General features: G+C 70.1%; 20 protein-coding genes and 1 pseudogene. 11 read left to right on the top strand and 10 right to left on the bottom strand.

What is annotated here, in order from left to right; all coding sequences use genetic code 11:
• The first annotated feature begins 44 nt into the window (after positions 1–44).
• From A9X00_RS27930 to A9X00_RS27915, 4 genes are all read left to right on the top strand, one after another.
• On the top strand, positions 45–446 hold the full coding sequence (locus tag A9X00_RS27930) for a MerR family transcriptional regulator (RefSeq protein WP_067161226.1): 402 nt from the start codon (positions 45–47) through the stop codon (positions 444–446).
• A 16-nt stretch (positions 447–462) separates the two neighbouring features.
• Complete coding sequence (locus A9X00_RS27925; RefSeq protein ID WP_067161221.1) at positions 463–942, top strand: VOC family protein; 480 nt, start codon at positions 463–465, stop codon at positions 940–942.
• A 71-nt stretch (positions 943–1,013) separates the two neighbouring features.
• Positions 1,014–2,840, top strand: coding sequence for a fatty acid--CoA ligase FadD11 (gene fadD11, locus A9X00_RS27920; RefSeq protein ID WP_067161219.1), 1,827 nt, complete (start codon positions 1,014–1,016; stop codon positions 2,838–2,840).
• A gap of 14 nt (positions 2,841–2,854) precedes the next feature.
• Positions 2,855–4,744, top strand: a complete 1,890-nt coding sequence (locus A9X00_RS27915) for a lysophospholipid acyltransferase (RefSeq protein WP_156772331.1) — start codon at positions 2,855–2,857, stop codon at positions 4,742–4,744.
• On the opposite strand, the gene A9X00_RS27910 is transcribed toward A9X00_RS27915, so the two are convergent.
• Positions 4,710–6,161 (bottom strand): FAD-dependent oxidoreductase, encoded by a 1,452-nt coding sequence (locus A9X00_RS27910; protein WP_067161215.1) that lies wholly within the window; start codon positions 6,159–6,161, stop codon positions 4,710–4,712. The two genes, A9X00_RS27915 and A9X00_RS27910, sit on opposite strands and share 35 nt — an antisense overlap.
• Positions 6,158–6,565, bottom strand: a complete 408-nt coding sequence (locus tag A9X00_RS27905; RefSeq protein WP_067161212.1) for a hypothetical protein — start codon at positions 6,563–6,565, stop codon at positions 6,158–6,160. The genes A9X00_RS27910 and A9X00_RS27905 overlap by 4 nt, the downstream gene beginning before the upstream one ends.
• A 92-nt stretch (positions 6,566–6,657) precedes the next feature.
• Here A9X00_RS27905 and A9X00_RS27900 point away from each other — a divergent pair, with 92 nt between their 5' ends.
• From A9X00_RS27900 to A9X00_RS27885, 4 genes are read left to right on the top strand one after another with little or no spacing between them, the layout of a single operon-like run.
• Complete coding sequence (locus A9X00_RS27900) at positions 6,658–7,215, top strand: TetR family transcriptional regulator (protein ID WP_067161280.1); 558 nt, start codon at positions 6,658–6,660, stop codon at positions 7,213–7,215.
• 10 nt (positions 7,216–7,225) lie between these two features.
• Positions 7,226–7,663, top strand: coding sequence for a nitroreductase family deazaflavin-dependent oxidoreductase (locus A9X00_RS27895; protein ID WP_067161209.1), 438 nt, complete (start codon positions 7,226–7,228; stop codon positions 7,661–7,663).
• 32 nt (positions 7,664–7,695) lie between these two features.
• On the top strand, positions 7,696–8,976 hold the full coding sequence (gene ilvA / locus A9X00_RS27890; protein WP_067161204.1) for a threonine ammonia-lyase: 1,281 nt from the start codon (positions 7,696–7,698) through the stop codon (positions 8,974–8,976).
• Positions 8,977–8,985: 9 nt separating this feature from the next.
• On the top strand, positions 8,986–9,864 hold the full coding sequence (locus A9X00_RS27885; RefSeq protein WP_067161194.1) for a phosphatase PAP2 family protein: 879 nt from the start codon (positions 8,986–8,988) through the stop codon (positions 9,862–9,864).
• Here A9X00_RS27885 and A9X00_RS27880 read toward each other — a convergent pair.
• Positions 9,856–10,512 (bottom strand): pyridoxamine 5'-phosphate oxidase family protein, encoded by a 657-nt coding sequence (locus A9X00_RS27880; protein ID WP_067161192.1) that lies wholly within the window; start codon positions 10,510–10,512, stop codon positions 9,856–9,858. The genes A9X00_RS27885 and A9X00_RS27880 overlap by 9 nt on opposite strands.
• Positions 10,513–10,552: 40 nt before the next feature.
• Between A9X00_RS27880 and A9X00_RS27875 the strand changes: the two genes are divergently transcribed.
• Positions 10,553–11,866, top strand: coding sequence for an aminotransferase class I/II-fold pyridoxal phosphate-dependent enzyme (locus A9X00_RS27875; RefSeq protein ID WP_067161190.1), 1,314 nt, complete (start codon positions 10,553–10,555; stop codon positions 11,864–11,866).
• Here A9X00_RS27875 and A9X00_RS27870 read toward each other — a convergent pair.
• The 4 genes and pseudogenes from A9X00_RS27870 to A9X00_RS31565 form a co-directional block, all read right to left on the bottom strand.
• Positions 11,844–12,449 carry a mismatch-specific DNA-glycosylase gene (locus A9X00_RS27870; RefSeq protein ID WP_082975568.1) on the bottom strand — a complete coding sequence of 202 codons (606 nt, stop codon included), beginning with the start codon at positions 12,447–12,449 and terminating at the stop codon, positions 11,844–11,846. The genes A9X00_RS27875 and A9X00_RS27870 overlap by 23 nt on opposite strands.
• 57 nt (positions 12,450–12,506) lie before the next feature.
• Complete coding sequence (locus tag A9X00_RS27865; protein ID WP_067161188.1) at positions 12,507–13,040, bottom strand: hypothetical protein; 534 nt, start codon at positions 13,038–13,040, stop codon at positions 12,507–12,509.
• Positions 13,037–13,611, bottom strand: a pseudogene (locus tag A9X00_RS27860) (hypothetical protein). Before A9X00_RS27860 ends, A9X00_RS27865 begins: the two are co-directional and overlap by 4 nt.
• Before the next feature lie 104 nt (positions 13,612–13,715).
• Positions 13,716–13,871, bottom strand: coding sequence for a DUF6131 family protein (locus A9X00_RS31565; RefSeq protein ID WP_197515292.1), 156 nt, complete (start codon positions 13,869–13,871; stop codon positions 13,716–13,718).
• 163 nt (positions 13,872–14,034) lie between these two features.
• On the opposite strand from A9X00_RS31565, the gene A9X00_RS27855 reads away from it, so the two are divergent.
• Positions 14,035–14,625, top strand: coding sequence for a response regulator transcription factor (locus A9X00_RS27855; RefSeq protein WP_082975573.1), 591 nt, complete (start codon positions 14,035–14,037; stop codon positions 14,623–14,625).
• On the opposite strand, the gene A9X00_RS27850 is transcribed toward A9X00_RS27855, so the two are convergent.
• A complete protein-coding gene (locus tag A9X00_RS27850; RefSeq protein WP_067161183.1) occupies positions 14,622–15,524 on the bottom strand; it encodes a class I SAM-dependent methyltransferase in 903 nt (300 codons plus the stop codon). The two genes, A9X00_RS27855 and A9X00_RS27850, sit on opposite strands and share 4 nt — an antisense overlap.
• A 116-nt stretch (positions 15,525–15,640) precedes the next feature.
• Here A9X00_RS27850 and A9X00_RS27845 point away from each other — a divergent pair, with 116 nt between their 5' ends.
• The gene (locus A9X00_RS27845) at positions 15,641–16,879 is read left to right on the top strand and encodes a GNAT family N-acetyltransferase (protein ID WP_067161180.1); all 1,239 of its coding nucleotides are present in this window, start codon (positions 15,641–15,643) and stop codon (positions 16,877–16,879) included.
• Here the strand turns inward: A9X00_RS27845 and treZ are convergent.
• Together treZ and treY are read right to left on the bottom strand one after the other, a co-directional pair.
• Positions 16,858–18,630 carry a malto-oligosyltrehalose trehalohydrolase gene (gene treZ, locus A9X00_RS27840; RefSeq protein ID WP_067161177.1) on the bottom strand — a complete coding sequence of 591 codons (1,773 nt, stop codon included), beginning with the start codon at positions 18,628–18,630 and terminating at the stop codon, positions 16,858–16,860. The two genes, A9X00_RS27845 and treZ, sit on opposite strands and share 22 nt — an antisense overlap.
• On the bottom strand, positions 18,623–20,923 hold the full coding sequence (gene treY / locus A9X00_RS27835; RefSeq protein ID WP_067161174.1) for a malto-oligosyltrehalose synthase: 2,301 nt from the start codon (positions 20,921–20,923) through the stop codon (positions 18,623–18,625). Before treY ends, treZ begins: the two co-directional genes overlap by 8 nt.
• Positions 20,924–20,926 lie beyond the last annotated feature (3 nt).

The raw sequence follows: 20,926 nt of genomic DNA, 5'->3' as shown, positions 1-20,926 counted from the left end.
TAGAGTTAGCTCTAAGTCAAGCATCGATTTTCCCGGGAGGCGACATGGCCCCAAGCCTGACGATCGGGGAGGTGGCACGCCGGGCGGGGGTGGCCGCCACCACGCTGCGCTACTACGAGCAGATCGGGCTGGTGTCGGCGCCGGCGCGGCTGGGCGGACAGCGCCGCTACGACGATTCGGTGCTCGCCCGGCTCGAGGTGATCCGCCTGTGCAAGTCCGCCGGGTTCGCGCTGGAGGAGATCCAGCTGCTGTTCGCCGACGACGCGCCGGGACGCCCCGCCAGCCGGGCCCTGGCCGAGGCAAAGCTGGCCGAGATCGACGCGCAGCTCGAGTCGCTGGCCCGGGCGCGGGCCGTCATCGAGTGGGGGATGCGCTGCACGTGTCCGTCGATCGACGCCTGCACCTGTGGGATTCACAGCGCGCCGGCGGTGCCGCATGCGATCTAGGGCCTGAGGAGCAGCCATGACCCAACCGCAGCCGATCGCCGTGCAGAACTTCTCCCACATCTGCATCGGCGTCTCCGACATCAAGGCCTCCGTGGCGTTCTACACCGCGGTGCTGGGCATGGACGTCGTGTTCGACGTCGAGTTGGCCGGGGCCGGACTGGACTCGGTGACCGGCGGGGCCGCGCAACAGGGTCGCATGGTCGGCGGGCTGATCGCCGCCACCATGGTCGAGCTGCTGTCGTTGGGCGCTGTGCCGGCGTCCCCGAGCGGCCCGCACCTGGGCTACACCAACATGTCGTTCCGGGTCGACGACCTCGACGCCACCTACGAAACCGTCCGGCGCCACCACCCCGACGTGCGGGCCGAGGCGCCCGTCGACATCGGCGGTGTGCGGATGTTCTTCATCTACGATCCCGACGGCACCCCCATCGAACTGCTCGAATTGCCCGGCGGCGCGACGACCACGGTGCAGCTCTGGCGCCCCGATGCCGGGTGATGTGTTCCGCGCCACAACCCGCGGACGTACGCTCACGAGGGCTGTGCTGATCCGGCGCGAAGGAGAACCGAATGACGACAACCGAACGTCCGGCCACGTTGTGCGAGGCGTTCCAGCGCACCGCGTCGATCGAACCGGACGCCGTCGCGCTGCGGACCCCCGGCGGCACCCAGACGCTGACCTGGCGCGAGCTCGCGGAGCAGGTGCGCAATGTCGCCGCCGGCCTGGCGGGTCTCCGGGTGGGACGGGGCGACACGGTGTCGCTGATGATGGCCAACCGGATCGAGTTCTACCCGTTGGAGATCGGCGCCCAACACGTTGGCGCCGTGTCGTTTTCGGTCTACAACACGCTGCCCGCCGAGCAGCTGACCTACCTGTTCGACAACGCCGGCACCAAGGTCGCGATCTGCGAGGAGCAGTACGTCGACCGCATTCGCGCCAGCGGCGCGACCGTCGAGCACATCGTCTGCATCGACGGCTCGCCGCCGGGCACCATCTCCGTCGACGAGCTGTATGCCGCCGCGCCCGACGACTTCGACTTCGAATCCACCTGGCGGGCGGTGCGACCCGACGACGTCGTCACGCTCATCTACACGTCCGGGACCACCGGAAACCCCAAGGGCGTGGAGATGACCCACGCCAACCTGCTGTTCGAGGCGTTCGCCCTCGACTCGGTTCTGCCGGCCCAGTTCGGTGACCGGGTCACGTCGTTCCTCCCGACCGCACACATCGCCGACCGGGTGCAGGGGCTGTACAGCCTGGAGGTGTTCGGCTCCCAGGTCACGGCGATCCCCGACGCGCGCGCCATCGCCGCCGCACTGCCCGACGTGCGGCCCACGGTGTGGGGCGCGGTGCCCCGGGTGTGGGAAAAGCTCAAGGCCGCAATCGAATTCGCCGTGACCCACGAGACGGACGAAGTCAAGCGGCAGGCGTTGCAGTGGGGGATGTCGGTGGCCGCCCGACGTGCTGCGGCCCTGGTGGCCGGCGAGGAGATGTCGGACGAACTGGCCGCCGAATGGGCCAAGGCCGACGAACTGGTGTTGTCCAAGCTGCGGGAGCGGCTCGGCTTCGGCGAACTGCGCTGGGCGGTATCCGGGGCGGCGCCGATTCCCATCGAGACGCTGGCCTTCTTCCTCAGCATCGGCATCCCGATCGCCGAGGTCTGGGGCATGTCGGAGCTGAGTTGCGTGGCGACCGTGAGCAATCCGAGCGACGCCCGACTCGGCACCGTTGGCAAGTTGCTGCCCGGTCTGGAGGGCAAGATCGCCGACGACGGCGAGTTGCTGATCCGCGGTCCGCTGGTGATGAAGGGCTACCGCAAGGAACCCGCCAAGACCGCCGAGGCGATCGACGAGGACGGCTGGCTGCACACCGGTGACATCTTCGAGGCCGACGCCGAGGGGTATCTGCGGGTGGTGGACCGCAAGAAGGAGCTGATCATCAACGCGGCCGGAAAGAACATGTCGCCGGCCAACATTGAGAACACCGTCCTGGCCGCCTGCCCGATGGTCGGCGTGATGATCACCATCGGTGACGGACGGCCGTACAACGCCGCCCTGATGGTGTTCGACGCCGACTCGGTCGGACCCTACGCGGCCCAGTGCGGCCTTTCGGACGCCTCGCCGGCCGCGCTGGCGAACCATCCGGACGTCATCGCCCAGATCGCAGCGGGTGTGGCCGAGGGCAACGCCAAACTGTCTCGGGTGGAACAGATCAAGCGCTTCCGGGTATTGCCTACCCTGTGGGAGCCGGGCGGGGACGAGATCACGCTCACGATGAAGCTCAAGCGCAAGCCGATCATGGCGAAGTACGCGGCGGAGATCGAGGAACTGTATTCTTCCGACCTTCATCCCGACGTCCACGAGCCCTCCGAACCCGTGACGGCGCAGCCGGCGTGAGCGGGGAGCCGGTCGTGTCGGCGCGCGAAATGGGGCGCATGGGGGTGCGAAAGCTGCTGCAGCGCACCGGAATTGTCGACGGGTCGACGTCGACGACGCCGTTACCGAGCGACCCCGACGAGGTGGTGGAGCTGTTGGCGGCGCCCTGGTTCGACGAGCGGCTGGCCAAGCTGGCGGAGGAGCTCGGGCGCGACCGCGACGACGTGCGCGCCGAGGCCGCCGGCTACCTGCGCGAGATGGCGCCGTCGCTGGACGAGCGGGCGGTCAGGGCCTGGCGCAGCTTCAGTTGCTGGCTGATGCGGGCCTACGACATCCTCGTCGACGAGGATCAGATCGCCCAGCTGCGCAAGCTGGACCGCAAAGCGACGCTGGCGTTTGCCTTTTCGCATCGCTCCTACCTGGACGGCCTGTTGCTGCCCGAGTCGATCCAGGCCAACCGCCTCTCGCCCGCGCTCACCTTCGGCGGGGCGAACCTGAACTTCTTTCCGATGGGCGCCTGGGCAAAGCGCACGGGCACGATCTTCATCCGGCGGCAGACCAAGGACATTCCGGTGTACCGGTTCGCGTTACGCGCCTACGCCGCCCAGCTGGTGCAAAACCACGTCAACCTCACCTGGTCGATCGAAGGGGGCCGGACCCGGACCGGCAAGCTGCGCCCGCCCGTGTACGGCATCCTGCGCTATATCAGCGACGCCGTCGACGAAATCGACGGCCCCGAAGTCTATTTGGTGCCGACCTCCATCGTCTACGACCAGCTGCACGAGGTGGAGGCGATGACCACCGAGGCCTACGGCGCGGCGAAACGGCCGGAGGACTTCCGCTTTCTGGTCCGGCTGGCGCGACAGCAGGGCGAGCGGCTCGGGCGCGCCTACCTTGACTTCGGCGAACCGCTGCCGTTGCGCAAGCGGCTGGAAGAGTTGCGCGCCTTGGATACCTCGGCGTCGGGCGCCGGGACCGAAATCGAGCGCATCGCACTGGATGTCGAGCACCGGATCAACCGCGCGACGCCGGTCACCCCCACCGCGGTGGTCAGCCTCGCGCTGCTGGGGGCGGACCGGTCGTTGTCCATCAGCGAGGTGCTGGCCACCGTGCGTCCACTGGCCAGCTACATCGGGGCGCGGAACTGGACGGTGGCCGGCGCCGCCGACCTGACGAACCGCTCGACGATCCGCTGGACGCTGCACCAACTCGTCGCCTCCGGCGTGGTCAGCGTCTACGACGCCGGCACCGAACCCGTCTGGGGCATCGGGGCCGACCAGCACCTGGTCGCGGCGTTCTACCGCAACACCGCCATCCACATCCTGGTCGACCGCGCGATCGCCGAGACGGCGCTGCTCGCGGCCGTCGAAGACGCCGAGAATTCGGTGGACCGCCTGGTGTTGCCGACGACCGTGCGCGACGAGGCGCTGAGCCTGCGCGAGTTGCTCAAGTTCGAGTTCTTGTTCTCGGCCCGCGCACAGTTCGAAAAGGAACTCGCCGACGAGGTGCGCCTGATCGGGCGGGTCGAAAACACCAGCAAGGCCGCGCGCGCCGCGGACGTGCGCGGGTTGCTGGAGAAGGCCGACCTGCTGCTGGCGCACCTGGTGCTGCGCCCGTTCCTGGACGCTTACCACATCGTCGCCGACCGGCTGGCCGCCTACGACGACGAATCATTCGACGAGGACACGTTTCTCACCGAATGCCTCGAGGTGGGCAAGCAGTGGGAGCTGCAGCGCAGGATGGCCAGCGCCGAATCGAGGTCGATGGAGCTGTTCAAGACCGCGCTGCGATTGGCGCGGCATCGCGAGCTGGTGGACGGGTTCGAGGACCCCCGGATCGCCCAGCGGCGACGCGAGTTCGCCGACGAGATCGCCACCGCTGTGCGGCGCGTCAACGCGATCGCTGAGCTGGCCGGGTCGCGGTAGCCGGGATCGGGGCTTCGGCGGACGCTCCCGCCCAGGCGATGTACCCGTCGGGGCGCACCAGCACCGCCGGGCCGTCGTCTGCTCGCTCGGCCTGGATCGTTCCCGGCGCCTCGACCGGCGCCGCGCCGCGTTCGCGCACCAGCACGAATCCGCCGGTGCGCTGCAGCTCGGCCAACCGTCCCTCGACCAGCGGTATCTGGGTGGCGCGGGTGCCGACCGGCCCGCGCCGGCCGTAACGCAGCGTGGTGCCTGCGAAGCTGCCGGCCACCAGGTCGCGTACCGCGGGAATACGAAGCAGTTTGGGGGCCAACAGGTTACGCAGCCAGCGGGCGGGTCGCGGGTGCAGCGTCACCGCGCGGGCTATCAACCCGGACTGGATCAGCACGCGTCTGCCGATCGGGTGGCGCTCGTCATGGTAGGAGTCCAGCAGGCCATCGTCGGCGCCGCCCAGCACTGCGTCGAGCTTCCACGCCAAGTTCGCGGCGTCCTGGATCCCGGTGTTCATGCCCTGACCACCCATGGGGGAGTGAACGTGCGCGGCGTCGCCGGCCAAGAACACCCGGCCGTGCCGGTATTGCTCGACTTGCCTTTCGTCGCAATGGAATCGGGACTTCCAGCCGATGTCGATCACACCGAAATCGGTGTGCATGGCCCGGGTGAGGACGTCGACGATCTCGCCGTCGTCGACGGGCTCGGTGTCGGGCACCTGGTGGTCGCGGTCCCACACCATGGCGCGATACCACGAGCCGCCCGCGTCGAGGCGGTCGTAGGGCGCCAGGAACCCCAGGACGTTCCCGGTGGCTCCCACCGTCAAGCCGCCGCCGGAGGGTCCGCCGGCCAGCTTGACGTCGGCCAGCACGATCGACGTCAGCACCGTCTTGCCCGGAAAGTCTGCGCCCACCAACCTTCGAACGGTGCTGTGCGCGCCGTCGGCGCCGATCACGTACCGCGACCGCCAGGTCTGCCGATGCGCGGGATCGTCGTCGCCCTTGGGACGGGCGGTCACGGTGACGCCATCGGCGTCCTGGTCCAGCGCGATCACCTCGACGCCGCGGCGCAGGTCGGCCCCCTCGGCCAGCGCGTATCGGCGCAATGCCGCATCGACGTTGCCCTGCGGGGTGACCAACACGAACGGGTACGGCGAGTCGAGATGCGTCAGGTCGATGCGGGCGCCGGCGAACAGCCGCACGCCCGGCGCGCGGTGTCCGCGCGCCAGCACCTCGTCGGCCAGCCCGCGGTTGTCGAGCACTTCCAGCGTCCGGGCCATGGTGGCGAACGCGCGGCTGGAGGGGTTTTCGCTTGGCCAGCGCTCCAGCAGGGCGACCGACCGCCCGGCGCGGGCCAGGTCACCGGCGGCGGTCAGGCCCGTTGGGCCCGCGCCAACCACCAGGACGTCGACGTGGTGCGCGGTGTTCATCGCACCGCTGCTTCCGGCTCGGGGTACCAGCGGCGGATGTCGCCGGGCGTCGACACCGCCGCGCGGTTGAAGACGAAGCGGCAGCCGGGCTGCGTCGCGTGCGCGGTGTTGACGATCGACTCGAACAGCAGGGTGTTGCTCGCGACCAGGCGGATCCCGGCCCCGATCAGCACCGCGTCGTAGCGCTTGGCTTCCAGCCATCGGCGGGCTTTTTCGGCGCCCGCCGTGCCGAAGTCGATCAGGCAGTTGTCGACCTGGTAGCCGGCCGCGCGCAACGCCGCGACGTTGTCGTTGTTGGCGGCCCGCAGTGTGTCCCTGGACAGCCCCGGGAATTGGGCGAAATCCGGCGCCGAGCAATCGATCACGTCGGGATCGAGCCCGATCTGGATGACGGTCACGGTCATGGCGGGCTCCCAAGAATCGATTTCAACAGTTGTTGAACTCAACGTAGGCCCGCGTGCTGGCGGTGTCAACAGTTGTTGAATACAATTTCGCCATGCCGGCGAAGACCCGAGACGGGCAGGCCACCCGGGCGACGATCCTGAGCGCGGCGCGGGCGCAGTTCGCCGCCCGCGGCTTCGAGCGGACCACGATCCGCTCGATCGCGTCGGAGGCCAGCGTCGATCCCGCGCTCGTCATGCACTACTTCGGCAGCAAGGCGGAGCTGTTCGCCGAGGTCTCGCGGCTCGAGGTCACCTTTCCCGACCTCTCCGGTGTCGAACCCGAGCGGCTGGCGGACGTGCTGGTGCCGCTGCTGGTCAAGGTGTGGGACCCGGCCGGGTCCTTCCTGCCGCTGCTGCGCGCGGCCGCGACCAATCGGGCCGCCGCCGACGCGCTGCTGGAAGTGTTCGCCGAGCAGGTGGCCCCGGCGCTGGCCACCGTCACGCCCGACCGCGCCGCCGAACGGGCCGCGATGGTGGGCTCGCAGGTGTTGGGCATCGCGATGGCCCGCTACGTCGTCGGGGTCCCGGCGCTGGCCGGGATGGACGACGCGACGCTGACCGCATGGCTGCGACCGGTGCTCGCGCGCTATCTGACGGGTGCCGCGCCGTAGAGTCGGTGGCATGCCACTATCAGGTGAATACGCGCCCAGCCCCTTCGATTGGTCCCGCGAACAAGCCGACAAATACGCCGAATCCGGCGGGACCGAAGGCACCGAGCTCAAGGGCAAGCCCGTCATCCTGCTGACCACGGTCGGGGCCAAGACCGGCAAGATCCGCAAGACCCCGCTGATGCGCGTCGAGCACGACGGCGAGTACGCCGTCGTCGCCTCGCTCGGCGGCGCCCCGAAGCACCCCGTCTGGTACTACAACGTCAAGAAGAACCCGCGCGTCGAGCTGCAGGACGGGCCCGTCACCCGCGATTACGACGCGCGCGAGGTGTTCGGCGACGAGAAGGCCGTCTGGTGGGAGCGCGCCGTGCAGGCGTGGCCCGACTACGCCGAGTACCAGAAGAAGACCGACCGCCAGATCCCGGTCTTCGTGCTGAGCCCGGTGAGCTAATTCCCAGTTGGATGGCATGGGACCATTGATCGGTGTCCGCTGAACTGAGCCAGACCCCGCGTGAGTCGCCGCTGTGCGCGGCCGACATCGATGCCGCGGCCCAGCGGATCGCCCCCGTGGTCACGCCCACCCCGTTGCAGCTGAGCGATCGGCTGTCGGCGGTCACCGGCGCGCAGGTCTTCCTCAAGCGCGAAGACCTGCAGGTGGTGCGCTCCTACAAGCTGCGCGGCGCGTACAACCTGCTGGTGCAGCTCTCCGAGGAGGAGCTGGCCGCCGGTGTCGTGTGCTCGTCGGCGGGCAACCACGCGCAGGGCTTCGCATACGCGTGCCGCGCCCTCGGCGTGCACGGCCGCGTCTACGTGCCGGCCAAGACGCCCAAACAGAAACGTGACCGGATCCGCTACCACGGCGGGGACTTCATCGAACTGATCGTGGGCGGGTCGACCTACGACCTGGCCGCCGAGGCGGCGCTCGACGACGTCCAACGCACCGGCGCCACGCTGGTGCCGCCCTACGACGACCCGCGGACCATGGCCGGGCAGGGCACCATCGCCCTGGAGCTCCTCGACCAACTCGAGGCGGAGCCCGACCTGGTCGTCGTGCCGGTGGGCGGCGGCGGCTGCATCTCCGGCATCACCACCTACCTGGCCGAACGGACGACGAACACCGCGGTGCTCGGCGTCGAGCCCGCCGGCGCCGCGGCCATCGTGGCCGCGCTGGCCGCCGGCGAGCCGGTGACGCTGGACCACGTCGACCAGTTCGTCGACGGTGCCGCGGTGAAGCGGGCCGGGACGCTGACCTACGCCGCGCTGGCCGCTGCCGGCGACATGGTGTCGATCACCACGGTCGACGAGGGGGCGGTGTGCACCGCGATGCTGGACCTGTATCAGAACGAGGGCATCATCGCCGAACCGGCGGGCGCGCTGGCGGTCGCGGGCCTGCTGGAGGCGAACGTCGAGCCGGGATCCACCGTTGTGTGCCTCATCTCGGGCGGCAACAACGACGTGTCGCGCTACGGCGAGGTGCTGGAGCGCTCGCTGGTGCACCTCGGCCTCAAGCACTACTTCCTGGTGGACTTCCCGCAGGAGCCGGGCGCGCTGCGCCGGTTCCTCGACGAGGTGCTCGGGCCCAATGACGACATCACCCTGTTCGAGTACGTCAAGCGCAACAACCGGGAAACCGGTGAGGCGCTGGTCGGGATCGAGCTGGGATCGGCCGCGGGCCTGGACGGGCTGATGGCGCGGATGCGGGCGACGGAAATCCACGTCGAGGCCCTCGAGCCCGGTTCGCCGGCCTACCGCTACCTCCTGTAGCCGGGGAACATGGGTCAACCCGGATTCGGTGTCGTCAGCGCCGGCACCGTGGTGTTCCTGGTCCTGCTGGCCGCGGCGGCGATCTGGGTCGGTCGGTCTGGGCTTGCGTTGCGTCGGCTCTGGTCGCGGGTGTCCGGCGCCGCGGTGTTCGCCCGCACGCTGACCTGGACACGCGACGGGATCCGCGCGCGGGGATGGCCGTTGGCGCGCCGGTTGCCCGCCGACGAGGTCGCCGGCGTCGCGCTGCTCCTGGGCTTCGTCGTGGTGGCGGCCGTGGCGGTGGGGTTCACCGAGGTGCTCGACGATGTGCTCGAGGGCGACGGCATCGTCGGGATCGACCGACCGGCGGCAGGGTGGCTCGCGACCCACCGCGATCTGTGGCTCACCACGGCGCTGCGCGTGGTCACCGCCGGAGGCGATCCGCCTTTCCTTGCCGCACTTGCCCTACCGGTTTCCGTTGTCGCCGGGTGGCGCTGCAGGTCGTGGCGGCCCGTGGTGCTCGCTTTGGTGGGAGGCGGTGGGATGGCGCTGATGCTCTTCACCGCCAAGGCGTCGGTGGGCCGGCAACGACCATCCCAGCCGTTCGCCGCGGTCGCCGCGGACGGCTATTCCTTCCCCTCCGGCCACGCCACCGGCACCGCCGCGATCATGGTCATCTCCGCCTGGATGATCACCCGCTGGCTGATCACCGGGTGGACGGGGCGGGTGATCGTCTGGGCGGTGGCGATCGGCTCGGCGCTGGTGATCGGGTACTCGCGCGTGTACCTGGGCGTGCATTACGTCAGCGACGTGCTGGCCGGCTGGCTGCTGGGCCTCGCCTGGGCCGGCATCGTCATGCTGGTCGGGTCGTGGTGGACCGACCCCCGGCGCGCCGCGTCGTCAGGTTAGGTAGGCCGGCACGGCGGTGCCGGGCGCCAGGTCGTCGGCCGGTACCGGGGTTCCGGCCGTCATGCTCAGCGGCACCACGCCGGCCCAGTGCGGCAACGCGCTGTCCTCGGGGTCGTCGACCGGGCCGCCGGCGCGCACCTTGGCCGAGACCTCGGCCAGATCCAGCGCGAGCACCCCGGTCGCGGCGAGCTCGCGCGGGTTGGGATTGCGGCAGTCGTCCGCGCGGCCGGGCCGGATGTGGTCGAGCAGGGCGCGCAGGGCGCGCAGCTTCTCGGCCGGGTCGTCGACCACCCGTGCGGAGCCCAGCACCACCACCGAGCGGAAGTTCACCGAATGGTGCATGGCGGAGCGGGCCAGCACCAGGCCGTCGACGAGCGTGGCGGTGACGCAGACGGGCAGGCCCGCGGATGCTTCGGCCGCCCTGGCGGCCAGCAGCGGGCCGCCGCCGGTGGAACCGTGCAGGTAGAGGGTCTCGCCGAGGCGGGTATGCGTCGTCGGCAACACCACCGGCCCGCCGGCGCCCTCGTAGCCCAGGTGACAGATCAGGGCCTCGTCGAGGATCGCGTGGACGGTGGGCCGGTCGTAGCGCGCGCGCTCGCGGTAGCGGGTGGGCGTGGTTCTTGCGGTTTGGCGATATGCGGTGTCCAACGGATTGCCTTCAATATTGTTCTAGTACATAATTACTATCGTGCCAGTACAATATACGGGGACGGGGGCGGAATCCATAGCCGCCAACGTCGAGGAGGCCATCTCCCACGGCGCGCTGACGCCCGGGGACGCGCTGCCGCCCATCCGCGACCTGGCGGGCCGGCTCGGCGTGAACGCCAACACCGTGGCCGCGGCCTACCGCCTGCTGCGCGATCGCGGGGCCATCGAGACCGCGGGGCGGCGCGGCACCCGGGTACGGCACCGCCCCGCGACGACGCCCCGCTCCCTGCTCGGGCTCGACGTCCCCGCCGGCGTGCGCGACCTGTCGACCGGGAACCCCGACCCAGCACTGCTGCCGATCGCCTCGGCGCGACTGCCGCACCCCAGGCCCCTGGTCTACGGCGAGCCGGCGATGTCGCCCGAGTTGGTCGAGTTCAGCCGTTCCGTGCTGTCGGACGACGGCGTCCCGGCCGAGCACCTGGCGGTGACCAGCGGCGCGCTGGACGGCATCGAGCGGGCACTCGCCGCGCACCTGCGACCGGGCGACCGGGTGGCCGTCGAGGATCCGGGCTGGGCCAACCTGCTGGATCTGCTTGCCGCCCTGGGCTTTTCGGCCGAGCCGGTCCGGGTCGACGACGACGGGCCGCTGGTCGCCGACCTCGCCCGGGCGCTCGGTCGCGGCGTGCGGGCCGCGGTCGTCACCACCCGCGCGCACAACCCGACCGGCGCGGCGCTCTCGGCGGATCGCGCCGACGCGCTGCGCGGACTGCTGGCCGCCCACGCCGACGAGGTGCTGCTCGTCGAGGACGATCACTGCGCCGGCATCGCCGGGGCGCCGCTGCACCCGCTGGCTGGCTCGACCGGCCACTGGGCCTTCGTGCGGTCGGCGTCCAAGGCCTACGGCCCCGACCTGCGGGTCGCCGTGCTCGCCGGGGACCGCCGCACCGTCGAGCGCGTGCACGGCCGGCTGCGCCTCGGCCCGGGGTGGGTGAGCCACCTGTTGCAGGATCTCGCCGTCGGCCTGTGGTCCGACGACACGGCGGCGCGCCTGGTCGGCCGGGCCGAGAAGCAATACAGCGCCAACCGGACGCAATTGCTGAGCGAGCTCGCAGCGCGCGGGGTCGCCGCCCGCGGGCGCTCCGGGCTCAACGTGTGGGTGCCGGTGCCCGACGAGACCGTCGCGATCACCCGGCTGCTCGGCGCGGGCTGGGCCGCGGCGCCGGGCGCGCGGTTCCGGATTCGCACCTCACCCGGAATGCGGGTTACCGTCGCGGATTTGGGCGCGCGCGAGGTCGAGCCGCTGGCCGACGCGATCGCCGAGGCGGTGCTGGCTACCGGCCGTCCCAGCGTGTAGGGATGCCCGCGGCCCGGGCGACCTCGCCGTAGGCGGCCGCGAGGGCGGGTAGCGACGCGTGGGCGTTGCGCCCGCTCGGATTGGGGAGCACCCACAGCTGGGTGCCGGGGTAGGGCGACGCCTGAATGCCCGGCCTCGCCAGGCGGTCGCCGAAGGCGTCGCGGTAGGCGGTAACCCCCAGGACCGCGACAACGCGGGGGGAGTACTGGCGGACGGTGTTGTCCAGCCTGCTCCGGCCGTCGATGAGTTCGGCGACGGTGAGCTCGTCCGCGCCCGCGGTTGCCCGCTCGACAAAGCTCGTGATGCCGATTCCGAGGTCCAACAAATACTCCCGGTCGGCGGGGGTAAACCCGGCCGAGGCGTCGATCAGATGATCGGTGACGCCGGCGCGGAACAGCGCCGGCCAGAACCGATTGCCCCGGGGAGCGAAATGGGCTTGCACGGCAACGCTTCTCAGGCCCGGGTTGATCCCGACGAACAGCAGCCGGACCCGGTCGGATATCAAGTCCGGCAGCGTTTCGCCGGCGAACCGCTTCAGCTGGTCGCGGGTGAACCGAGCCGTGTCGTGCGGGGCGTCATCCACAACGCAGTATTGCAGGCCCCCGCGCCGACGGGTCACAGTGCCGTGCGCACCGACGGCTCAGACCGCGAGCAACCGCTCGAAGAATTCGCGGTAGTGCATCAGCGCCACCCGCAAGTCTTCGGTGGAAGCTTCCTCGCCGCGAGCCCACTGTTCTTCGAGCCGCGAGCGGGCATGCGCGAAGCCACTGGTGAGCTGGTCGACCAGATCCGAGACCAGCACGTCGGCCTTCTGCACGCAGTCCCTGGGATCGTCGACGAACGCCGCCTGCACGCCCGCCCACCGCGCCCGCAGGTCCGCGAGTTCGTCATCGGCGAAGAGGTTTTCCTCCGTCGGGGACTCACGCTGCGCCTCGGATGTGTGGGCAACCCCCGCGTCGGTTTCGCGGTTGTGTCCCGCTTCGGCGTCGGTATTCGGGGACTCGCCCGATGTCCCCGACGGCGTGCCGGTCAGCGGTGGTGGTGGTTGCGTCGATGCCGTCGACGGGTCGCTAGACACCGGCGACGTCGTGGGCTCGTCCGCCGATGGTGTTGAGTCGGTCGGGGGCTCGTCGAACGTCGGAGTGGTCTCGGTTGGGTGCTCGTGCGTGGTCATGCGCTTCTCTCCCTTGATGTGTGGTTGTCTGCTGTCTCCTCGAGCAACTTCTCAAACAGCGCCCGGTAGTGGACGAAGGCCTCCCGCTGCTGCTCGGTGCTCACATCACCGCGCTGCTGCGCCAGGTGAATGCCATGCGCGGCGCGGTAATCGTCGACGATTTGCGGGTGATCAACCGAGATGTCGGCCGCTCGCTGATCGAAATCATCGACCGGGTAACCCCGTTCGCACATGACCTCCGTTACCAGACGATCGGCGACGCCGACCGCCGTCGCCGGATCGTCGACGAACGTGGTCTGGACCTGCTGCCAGCGGATGTTGAAATCCGATCGGGCCGCCGGCTTCAGGGAACGATGTTGAGTTTCTCTCGCTTGCGTTCCCGGGCGACCAGTTCCTTCTCGGCGGCCGCCTTGCCCCCGGCCTGCGACACCAGGCGCTCGTATTCTGAGCCATAGTGCTCCCTGAGTCGCCGCGATTTCCGGCGTCTGGCCCCCGCGGTTGCCGCGACAATGACCACGGCGACCACGACGACGACGGAGGCACCGATCAAAATCCATTGCCAGATGGGCATTTCGCGCTCCTCTCGTACTCATGTCGAATAACCCGGGCGCCGCCGGGGCAAACGCGATTCCGCGGCGACCCTGCCGGTCGGTGTCGCTAGAACCCTCGGTGTCGCTAGAAGTAATGCCGGCGGCCGGCGATGGCGTGTCCGGTATGACCGACGATCGCCAGGATGGCGCCGATGACCAGCAGGATGATTCCGATGGTCCACAGGATGGAAATCTTGAGCAGGAATCCCGCGACGAGCAGGACGATGCCGAGAATGATCATGACGAAACCTCTCTCCATGAAGGCTGTTTCCCCCGACGCTGCGTCCAGTCGACCACCCCTAAGGGCGGTAGCAATACACCCCTAGGTAGGTAATGTTCGGGGCGTGCCCATCACGGTTGCGCTCGTCGACGACTACGACGTCGTCGTCAAGGGCGTGGCCAACATGCTCGACCCCTACCGCGACCGCGTCGTGATCGCGGAGCTGGACTCCACCATGCCCGTCGAGGACACCGTCGACATCGTCTTGTACGACTCGTTTGCCCAGCCGGAATCCGACCACGAGGAGATCGCCGCCCTGGTGGCCAACCCCCGGGCGCACCGAGTTGTGGTCTACACCTGGAACTTTCATCCGGATCTCGTCGAGAGCGCGCGGCGACAGGGCGCGCACGGGTACCTGTCCAAGACGCTCCCCGCGCGCGAGCTGGTCGCCGCGCTCGAGGCCGTGCATTCCGGCGAGGAGGTCATCAGCGACGTGGCCTCGCGCGCCCGCAGCGCGCCCGGCCTGGACTGGCCCGGCCGCGGCGAGGGGCTCAGCGACCGGGAAGCCGAGATCCTGGCGCTGATCACCCAGGGAAAGAGCAATGCCGACGTCGCCCGGTTGACCTACCTGAGCCCCAACACCGTGAAGTCCTACATCCGGACGATCTACCGCAAGCTAGGCGTTGCCAGCCGCACCCAGGCGGTGCTGTGGGGCGTCGAGCACGGGTTCACGCCGGACCATCACCGCATCGAGCATTGGCGCGGCGGGCCCTAGCCGAGGGTCGCCGTCAGGTAGCCGGAATCGCTGCCGAATGCGGCCAGTTCGTCGTTGGGCAACTCGAAGCCGTTGGCGGCGTAGCACTGCTCGGTGGTGCGGACGTCCACCCGCCAACCGTGCCCGGCGAGGTATTCCGCTGCGGTGTTGCGCTCGCCGGTGTAGAACAACTCGGCCAGGTTGATGTTGGAGCCGATGCGGCGCGACCGCTCCGTCAGCCGTTGCGCCCAATCCGCGGGGACGTTGCGCAGGTCCAGGTGCTCGGTCGCGATCCGGCTGCCCGGCGCCGAGAGCGCGGCGATGTTGTCGAACAGGCGGTCCTGGGCGTCGGGCGGCAGGTAGGGCAGCAGGCCCTCGGCGCTCCAGGCGGTCGGGCGGCCCGGGTCGAACCCGGCGGCGGTCAACGCCGACGGCCAGTCGTCGCGCAGGTCGATGGCAACGGTGCGGCGCTGCGCGGCCGGTTCGGCGCCCAGGCCGGCCAGGGTGCGGGTCTTGAACTCGATGACCTCGGGTTGGTCGATCTCGTACACCACCGTGCCGTTCGGCCAGTTCAGCCGGTAGGCCCGGGTGTCCAGGCCGGAGGCCAGGATGACGGCCTGCCTGATGCCCGAGCGGGTCGCCTGGGTGAAGAAGTCGTCGAAGAAGCGGGTGCGCACGGCGATCTGCTCGTTCATCGCCCGGCGGTTCATCAGGGGATCGTCGTCGGCGGGCCCGAGCTCGCCGTCGATCAGCTTGACGAAGGTGTCGATGCCCACCGCCCGCACCAGCGGGTCGGCCCACGGGTCGTCGAGCAGGGCGTCCGGGCCCTGGGAGGCCATCGCGCGCGATGCGGCGACGGCCGTCGCGGTCGCGCCGACGCTGGACGCCAGATCCCAGGTGTCGTTTTCGGTGCGGGTCATCCGCCAACCTCTTTCCACGCGGTCGTTACTTAGGTCGTTTAAGTGATGCTTCCACTGTACCCGCGTTGCGGAGTCGGCCACGTTTCCGAGGCCAAAGCCTGGGTACCGATACAGCGGTGAACACCTCGAACGACGACATCAGGATCAGGTTCGCGACCGACGACGAATTGCCCTCGGTCTACGCCAATCAGGCTCAGGCGTACGGAGTTTCGGTCGACCCGGCGGACGTCGAGGCGTGGCGGCGCCGGGTCCGGCCCGACGACATCCTGGTGGCCGAGGACGTTTCCGATCCCCAGCGGCCACTGCTGGTCGGGACGTCGCTGTACTACCGGTTGCGGCTCACCGTGCCCGGCGGCGCCAGCCTCGACGCTGCGTGGTTGGCCATGATCGCGGTGCCGGCCACGCATCAGGGCAGGGGAATCTGGCAGCAGATCAGCATCCAGGGCTTCGGCATACTGCAGGAGCGCGGCTATCCCATCCTGTGCGGGGTGCCCACCCAGCCAACGGTTTACGAGATACTGGGCGCCGGAGTGGCCAGCCACGCCCGGACGTACAACATCGAGCCGCGCTTCACCGAGTTGCGCACCAAACCGAACCAGAATCGGGCGCGGGTGGTCGACGCCTCCGGGGTGTGGGAGCACCTGGCCGCCGTCTACGACCGGTGGTGTGCCATCACGCCCGGGGCGCTGAGCCGCGACACCGGCTGGTGGGCCGACTTTTTGGAGGACCGGCCCACGCAGCGCGACGACGGATCGACCCTGCATTTCGTGATTCATCCCGACGGCTTCCTGACGTACCGGGTGATCGGAGCCTCGCCGCACGCGTATCGCCGGCCGTTCGGCACCCTCGTCGTGCAGGACTTCTGCGCCGTCACCGACGAAGCGCACGACGAGCTGCTCGGGACGCTGGTGAGCTTGAAGATGTTCGACAACATCGTCATCGAGGTCCCCGTCGACGACCCGCTTCCGCTCAAGCTCAAGGACCAGCTTGCCGCTCAAACGACGCGCGTGAGCGACTTCCTGTGGATGCGGATCATGAACGTGCCCGACGCGCTCGGCGCCCGCACCTACTGGGCCGACGCCGACGTGGTCCTGGAAGTCACGGATCCGCTGGGGGTGGCGGGCGGGCGCTTCCGGCTGCAGACCCGCGACGGCGTCGGGGCGTGCACGCCGCACGACGGGCCCGCCGACGTCAAACTCGCCCTGGGCGACCTGGCGTCCATTTACATGGGCGCCCATCGCCCCTGGGAACTGCACCGGGCGAGCCGGATCACCGAGCTGCGCAGCGGTGCGCTGGGCGACCTGGATGCCGCCTTCAACACCCGGAGGGTGCCCTATTGCGGCACGCTGTTCTGAGCCGGCGAGCGCACTGACTTCTCGCGCACTGCCAGGATGGCGAACGAATGCCCGGGCAGCTTGGCGCTGTCGGCGTCGAGCTTCGGTTCGCCCCAGGCGAGGACGAGCTCGCCGGTCACCGGCACGGTCACCGGCTCGGCGCCCAGGTTGCAGGCGATGCGCAATCCGCCGCGGTGCAACGTGATCCAGCGCTCGGCTTCGTCGTATTCGACGACGAGGTGCTCCAGCCAGGGGTCGGCCAGGTCGGCGTCGTCGCGCCGCAGCGTGATCAGATCCCGATAGGTGTCCAGCAGGCGGGCGTGCTCCCCGCCGCCGGCCTCGTCCCAGTCCAGCTTGGAGCGCCGGAACGTCTCCGGGTCCTGCGGGTCGGGGATGGCCCCGTTCTTTGCGGCATCCCAGCCGTGTTCGGCGAACTCGGCCTTGCGGCCCTCGGCCGTGGCCCGCGCCAGCTCCGGTTCGGGATGCGAGCTGAAGAATTGGAACGGTGTGGACGCGCCCCATTCCTCGCCCATGAAAAGCATTGCGGTGTAGGGCGATCCGAGGACGAGGGCGGCCTTGACCGCCAGCTGGCCGGGGCTCAGGTTCTGCGAGGGGCGATCGCCGAGCGCCCGGTTGCCGACCTGATCATGCGTGCAGGTGTAGGTGACCAGCCGGGTGGCCGGGATGGTCGCGGTGTCCAGCGGTCGCCCGTGGCGGCGGTGCCGGAACGACGAGTAGGTGCCGGCGTGGAAGTAGCCGCGTCGCAACGTCTCCGCCAGCGTGGCCAGCGACCCGAAATCGGCGTAGTAGCCCTGCCGCTCGCCGGACACGGCGGTGTGGATGGCGTGGTGGATGTCGTCGGCCCACTGCGCGGTCAGCCCGTAGCCGTTGCGTTCGCGCGGGGTGATCAACCGCGGGTCGTTGAGGTCGCTTTCGGCGACCAGCGACAGCGGGCGGCCCAGTTGGCTTGACAGCGCGTCGGTTTCGGTGGCGAGTTCCTCGAGGATGTGGATGGCCGTGGTGTCCACCAGCGCGTGGACCGCGTCGAGTCGCAGGCCGTCGGCGTGGAAGTCGCGCATCCAGCGCAGCGCGCAGCCGATGATGTAGCGGCGCACCTCGTCGGAGTCGGCGTCGGCGATGTTGATGCCCTCGCCCCACGGGTTGCTCGCCGACGACAGGTAGGGACCGAAGCGCGGCAGGTAGTTTCCCGACGGGCCGAGATGGTTGAACACCGCGTCGATCAGCACCCCCAGGCCGCGCGCGTGGCAGGCGTCGACGAACCGGACCAGGCCGTCGGGTCCGCCGTAGGGTTCGTGCACGCTGTACCACAGCACGCCGTCGTATCCCCAGCCGTGGGTGCCGGCGAAGGAGTTGACCGGCATCAGCTCGACGAAGTCGACGCCGAGATCGACCAGGTGGCCCAGCTTTTCGACGGCCGAATCGAGCGTGCCGCCGGCGGTGAACGTGCCGACGTGCATTTCGTAGATCACCGCCCCTTCGACCGACCGGCCCGGCCAGTCGCCGTCGGTCCAGGCGTCGGGAGGGTCCCACAGCTGCGAGCGGGCGTGCACCCCGTCGGGCTGGCGGGGCGAGCGGGGGTCGGGCAGCACGGTGGGGTCGTCGTCGAGCAGGTATCCGTACCGCGCCCCCGGCGGCGCGTCGACGTCCGCGTGCCACCAGCCGTCGTGGGATCGCGTCATGGGGTGCACGGCGCCGTCCAGGTCGAGTCGCACTTGCGCGGGTTTGGGCGCCCAGACCCGGAATTCAGTCATGCCGGCGCTCCAGCAGGACGACGGGCAGGTCGGAGAACAGTTGGGCCGCGGAGGTCGCCCCGCTGGCCACGGCGCCGGACAGGGCGTCGGTCCAGGTGCCCTCGGGCAACGGCACCACGGTGTTGCCCCAGCCCTTTTCGGCCAGCCGCACGGTCCAGCGGGTCACCGTGACCAGCACGTCGTCCCCGCGGCGGAACGCCACCACGTGCTCGGCGGCCTCGCCGGCGGCGAGCACCGGATGGTAGCCGCCGCGCAGGAACGTCTCCGGGCGGGCGCGGCGCACCCGAAGCGCCGCGGTGACCACGCGAATCTTGGGATGCTGCAGGTCTTTCAGCGCGGCCCGGCGGGCGGCGTAGTCGACGGGGCGACGGTTGTCGGGGTCGACCAGGCTGTCGTCCCACAACTCGGTGCCCTGGTAGACGTCCGGCGTCCCGGGCACGGTGAGCGCGAGCAGCTTCTGGCCGAGCGCGTCGCTGGCGGCGTGCGGATTGAGTTGGACCACAAGCTCGGTCAGCTGGCCGGCCACCGGGCCGTCGAGGATGGTGTCCAGCCACCGGTGCACCGCGCCCTCGAAGGCGGCGTCCGGGTCGCTCCACGAGGTGTGCCAGGCCGCCTCCCGGATGGCCTTCTCGGCATAGGCGTGCAACCGGGCGCGCAGCTCCGCGGTCACCTGCCCGTTCACCGGCCACACCCCGAAGATGTTCTGCCACAGGAACTGTCCGGTCGCGGGATCGGGCGAGGGGGCCCGGACCTCCCAGCGGGCCACGAACTCGGTCCACAGCGACGGCACCTGGGACAGCACGCCGATGCGGGCCCGCACGTCCTCGCCGCGCTTGGTGTCATGGGTGGTCAGCGTCGTCATCGTGTGCGGCCACAGCCGAGCGCGGTCGGCGGCGCTGTGGTGAAACTCCGCGAGGCCGACGCCGAAGCGGTGCGGTTCGCCGCCCACCTCGTTGAGCGAGACGAGCCGGGCGTCGCGGTAGAACAGGCAGTCCTCGACGGCCTTGGCGGTCACCGCGCCGCAGAGCTGCTGCAGCCGGGTCGCGGGCTCGCCGCCCTCGGCCAGCGCCGCCGCCAGCACCTGCAGCGCGGGCCCCAATTGTGGTGACTGCGCCTGTGTTTCGGCCAACGCGGTGGGCAGCAGCGCGACCAGGCCGGGGTAGTCGCTGCGGTAGACGCCGATGTGGGTGAGCAGGGCGGCGATCGCCTCGGGCAGCAGCGGGTGATCGGTGCCCGCCGTGGCCGCGACCGCCCGGCGCAGCCGGGCCAGCTCGCTGGCCAGGGTCTCGGTGGCGGCGCGGACCTTGAGCTCGGCGAGCAGCCCGGGCATGGCGCCGTAATCCAGGCCCGCGGAGTCGACGAGCGCGGTGAGCGCCTCCTCGCCGGCGGGGTCGACGAAGACGCCGCCCACCTGCCGGAGCACGTCGTAGCCGGTGGTGCCGGCCACCGGCAGCGTCGGCTCGAGTGCCTCGTCGACGGCGAGGATCTTCTCGATGACGATCCACGCGTCGGACCCGAGCAGCTCGCGCAGCCGGGCCAAATACCCGCAGGGGTCGGACAATCCGTCGGGATGGTCGATGCGCACGCCGTCGACGAGCCCCTCGTCGAACCAGCGGGCGATTTCGGCGTGGCTGGCGTCGAACACCGCGCGGTCTTCCTGCCGCAGCCCGGCCAGCGAGGTGATCGAGAAGAAGCGCCGGTAGCCGCAGGCCCCGTTTCGCCAGCCCACCAACCGGTAGTGCTGGCGGTCATGGACCTGCGGGCCGCTGCCCTCCCCGGTGCCCGGGGCGATGGGCAGGGCGAGGTCGCCGAGGCGCAGCCGGTCGCCGTCGACCTTCACCTCGGCCGCGTCGTCGTCGGAACCCAGTATTGGCAGCACAATTCGGCCGTCCTCGTCGAGGTCCCAGTCGACGTCGAAGAACGCGGCGTACCGCGAGTCCCGGCCGTGCCGCAACACGTCCCACCACCACGCGTTCTGCTCGGGGTCGTCGATGCCGAGGTGATTGGGGACGATGTCGACGATCAGGCCCATGCCGCGCGAACGGGCCGCCGCCGACAGCCGCGCCAGGCCGTCGGCGCCGCCCAGCTCCGGGGCGACCGTGGTGGGATCGGTGACGTCGTAGCCGTGGTTCGACCCCCGGGCGGCGGTCAGCACGGGGGACAGGTACAGATGGCTCACCCCGAGGTCGTCGAGGTAATCCAGCAGGGCCTCGGCGTCGGCGAAGGTGAACCCGAACCCGCTGGACTCACCCCGCAGCTGCAGCCGGTAGGTGGACAGGACGGGAAAGGGCATGCG

The sequence above is a fragment of the Mycobacterium sp. 1245805.9 genome (assembly GCF_001672915.1).
Classification (GTDB): Bacteria; Actinomycetota; Actinomycetes; order Mycobacteriales; family Mycobacteriaceae; genus Mycobacterium.
Note: the sequence above shows the minus strand (reverse complement) of the source record. Positions and strands in the feature narration are given on the sequence as shown.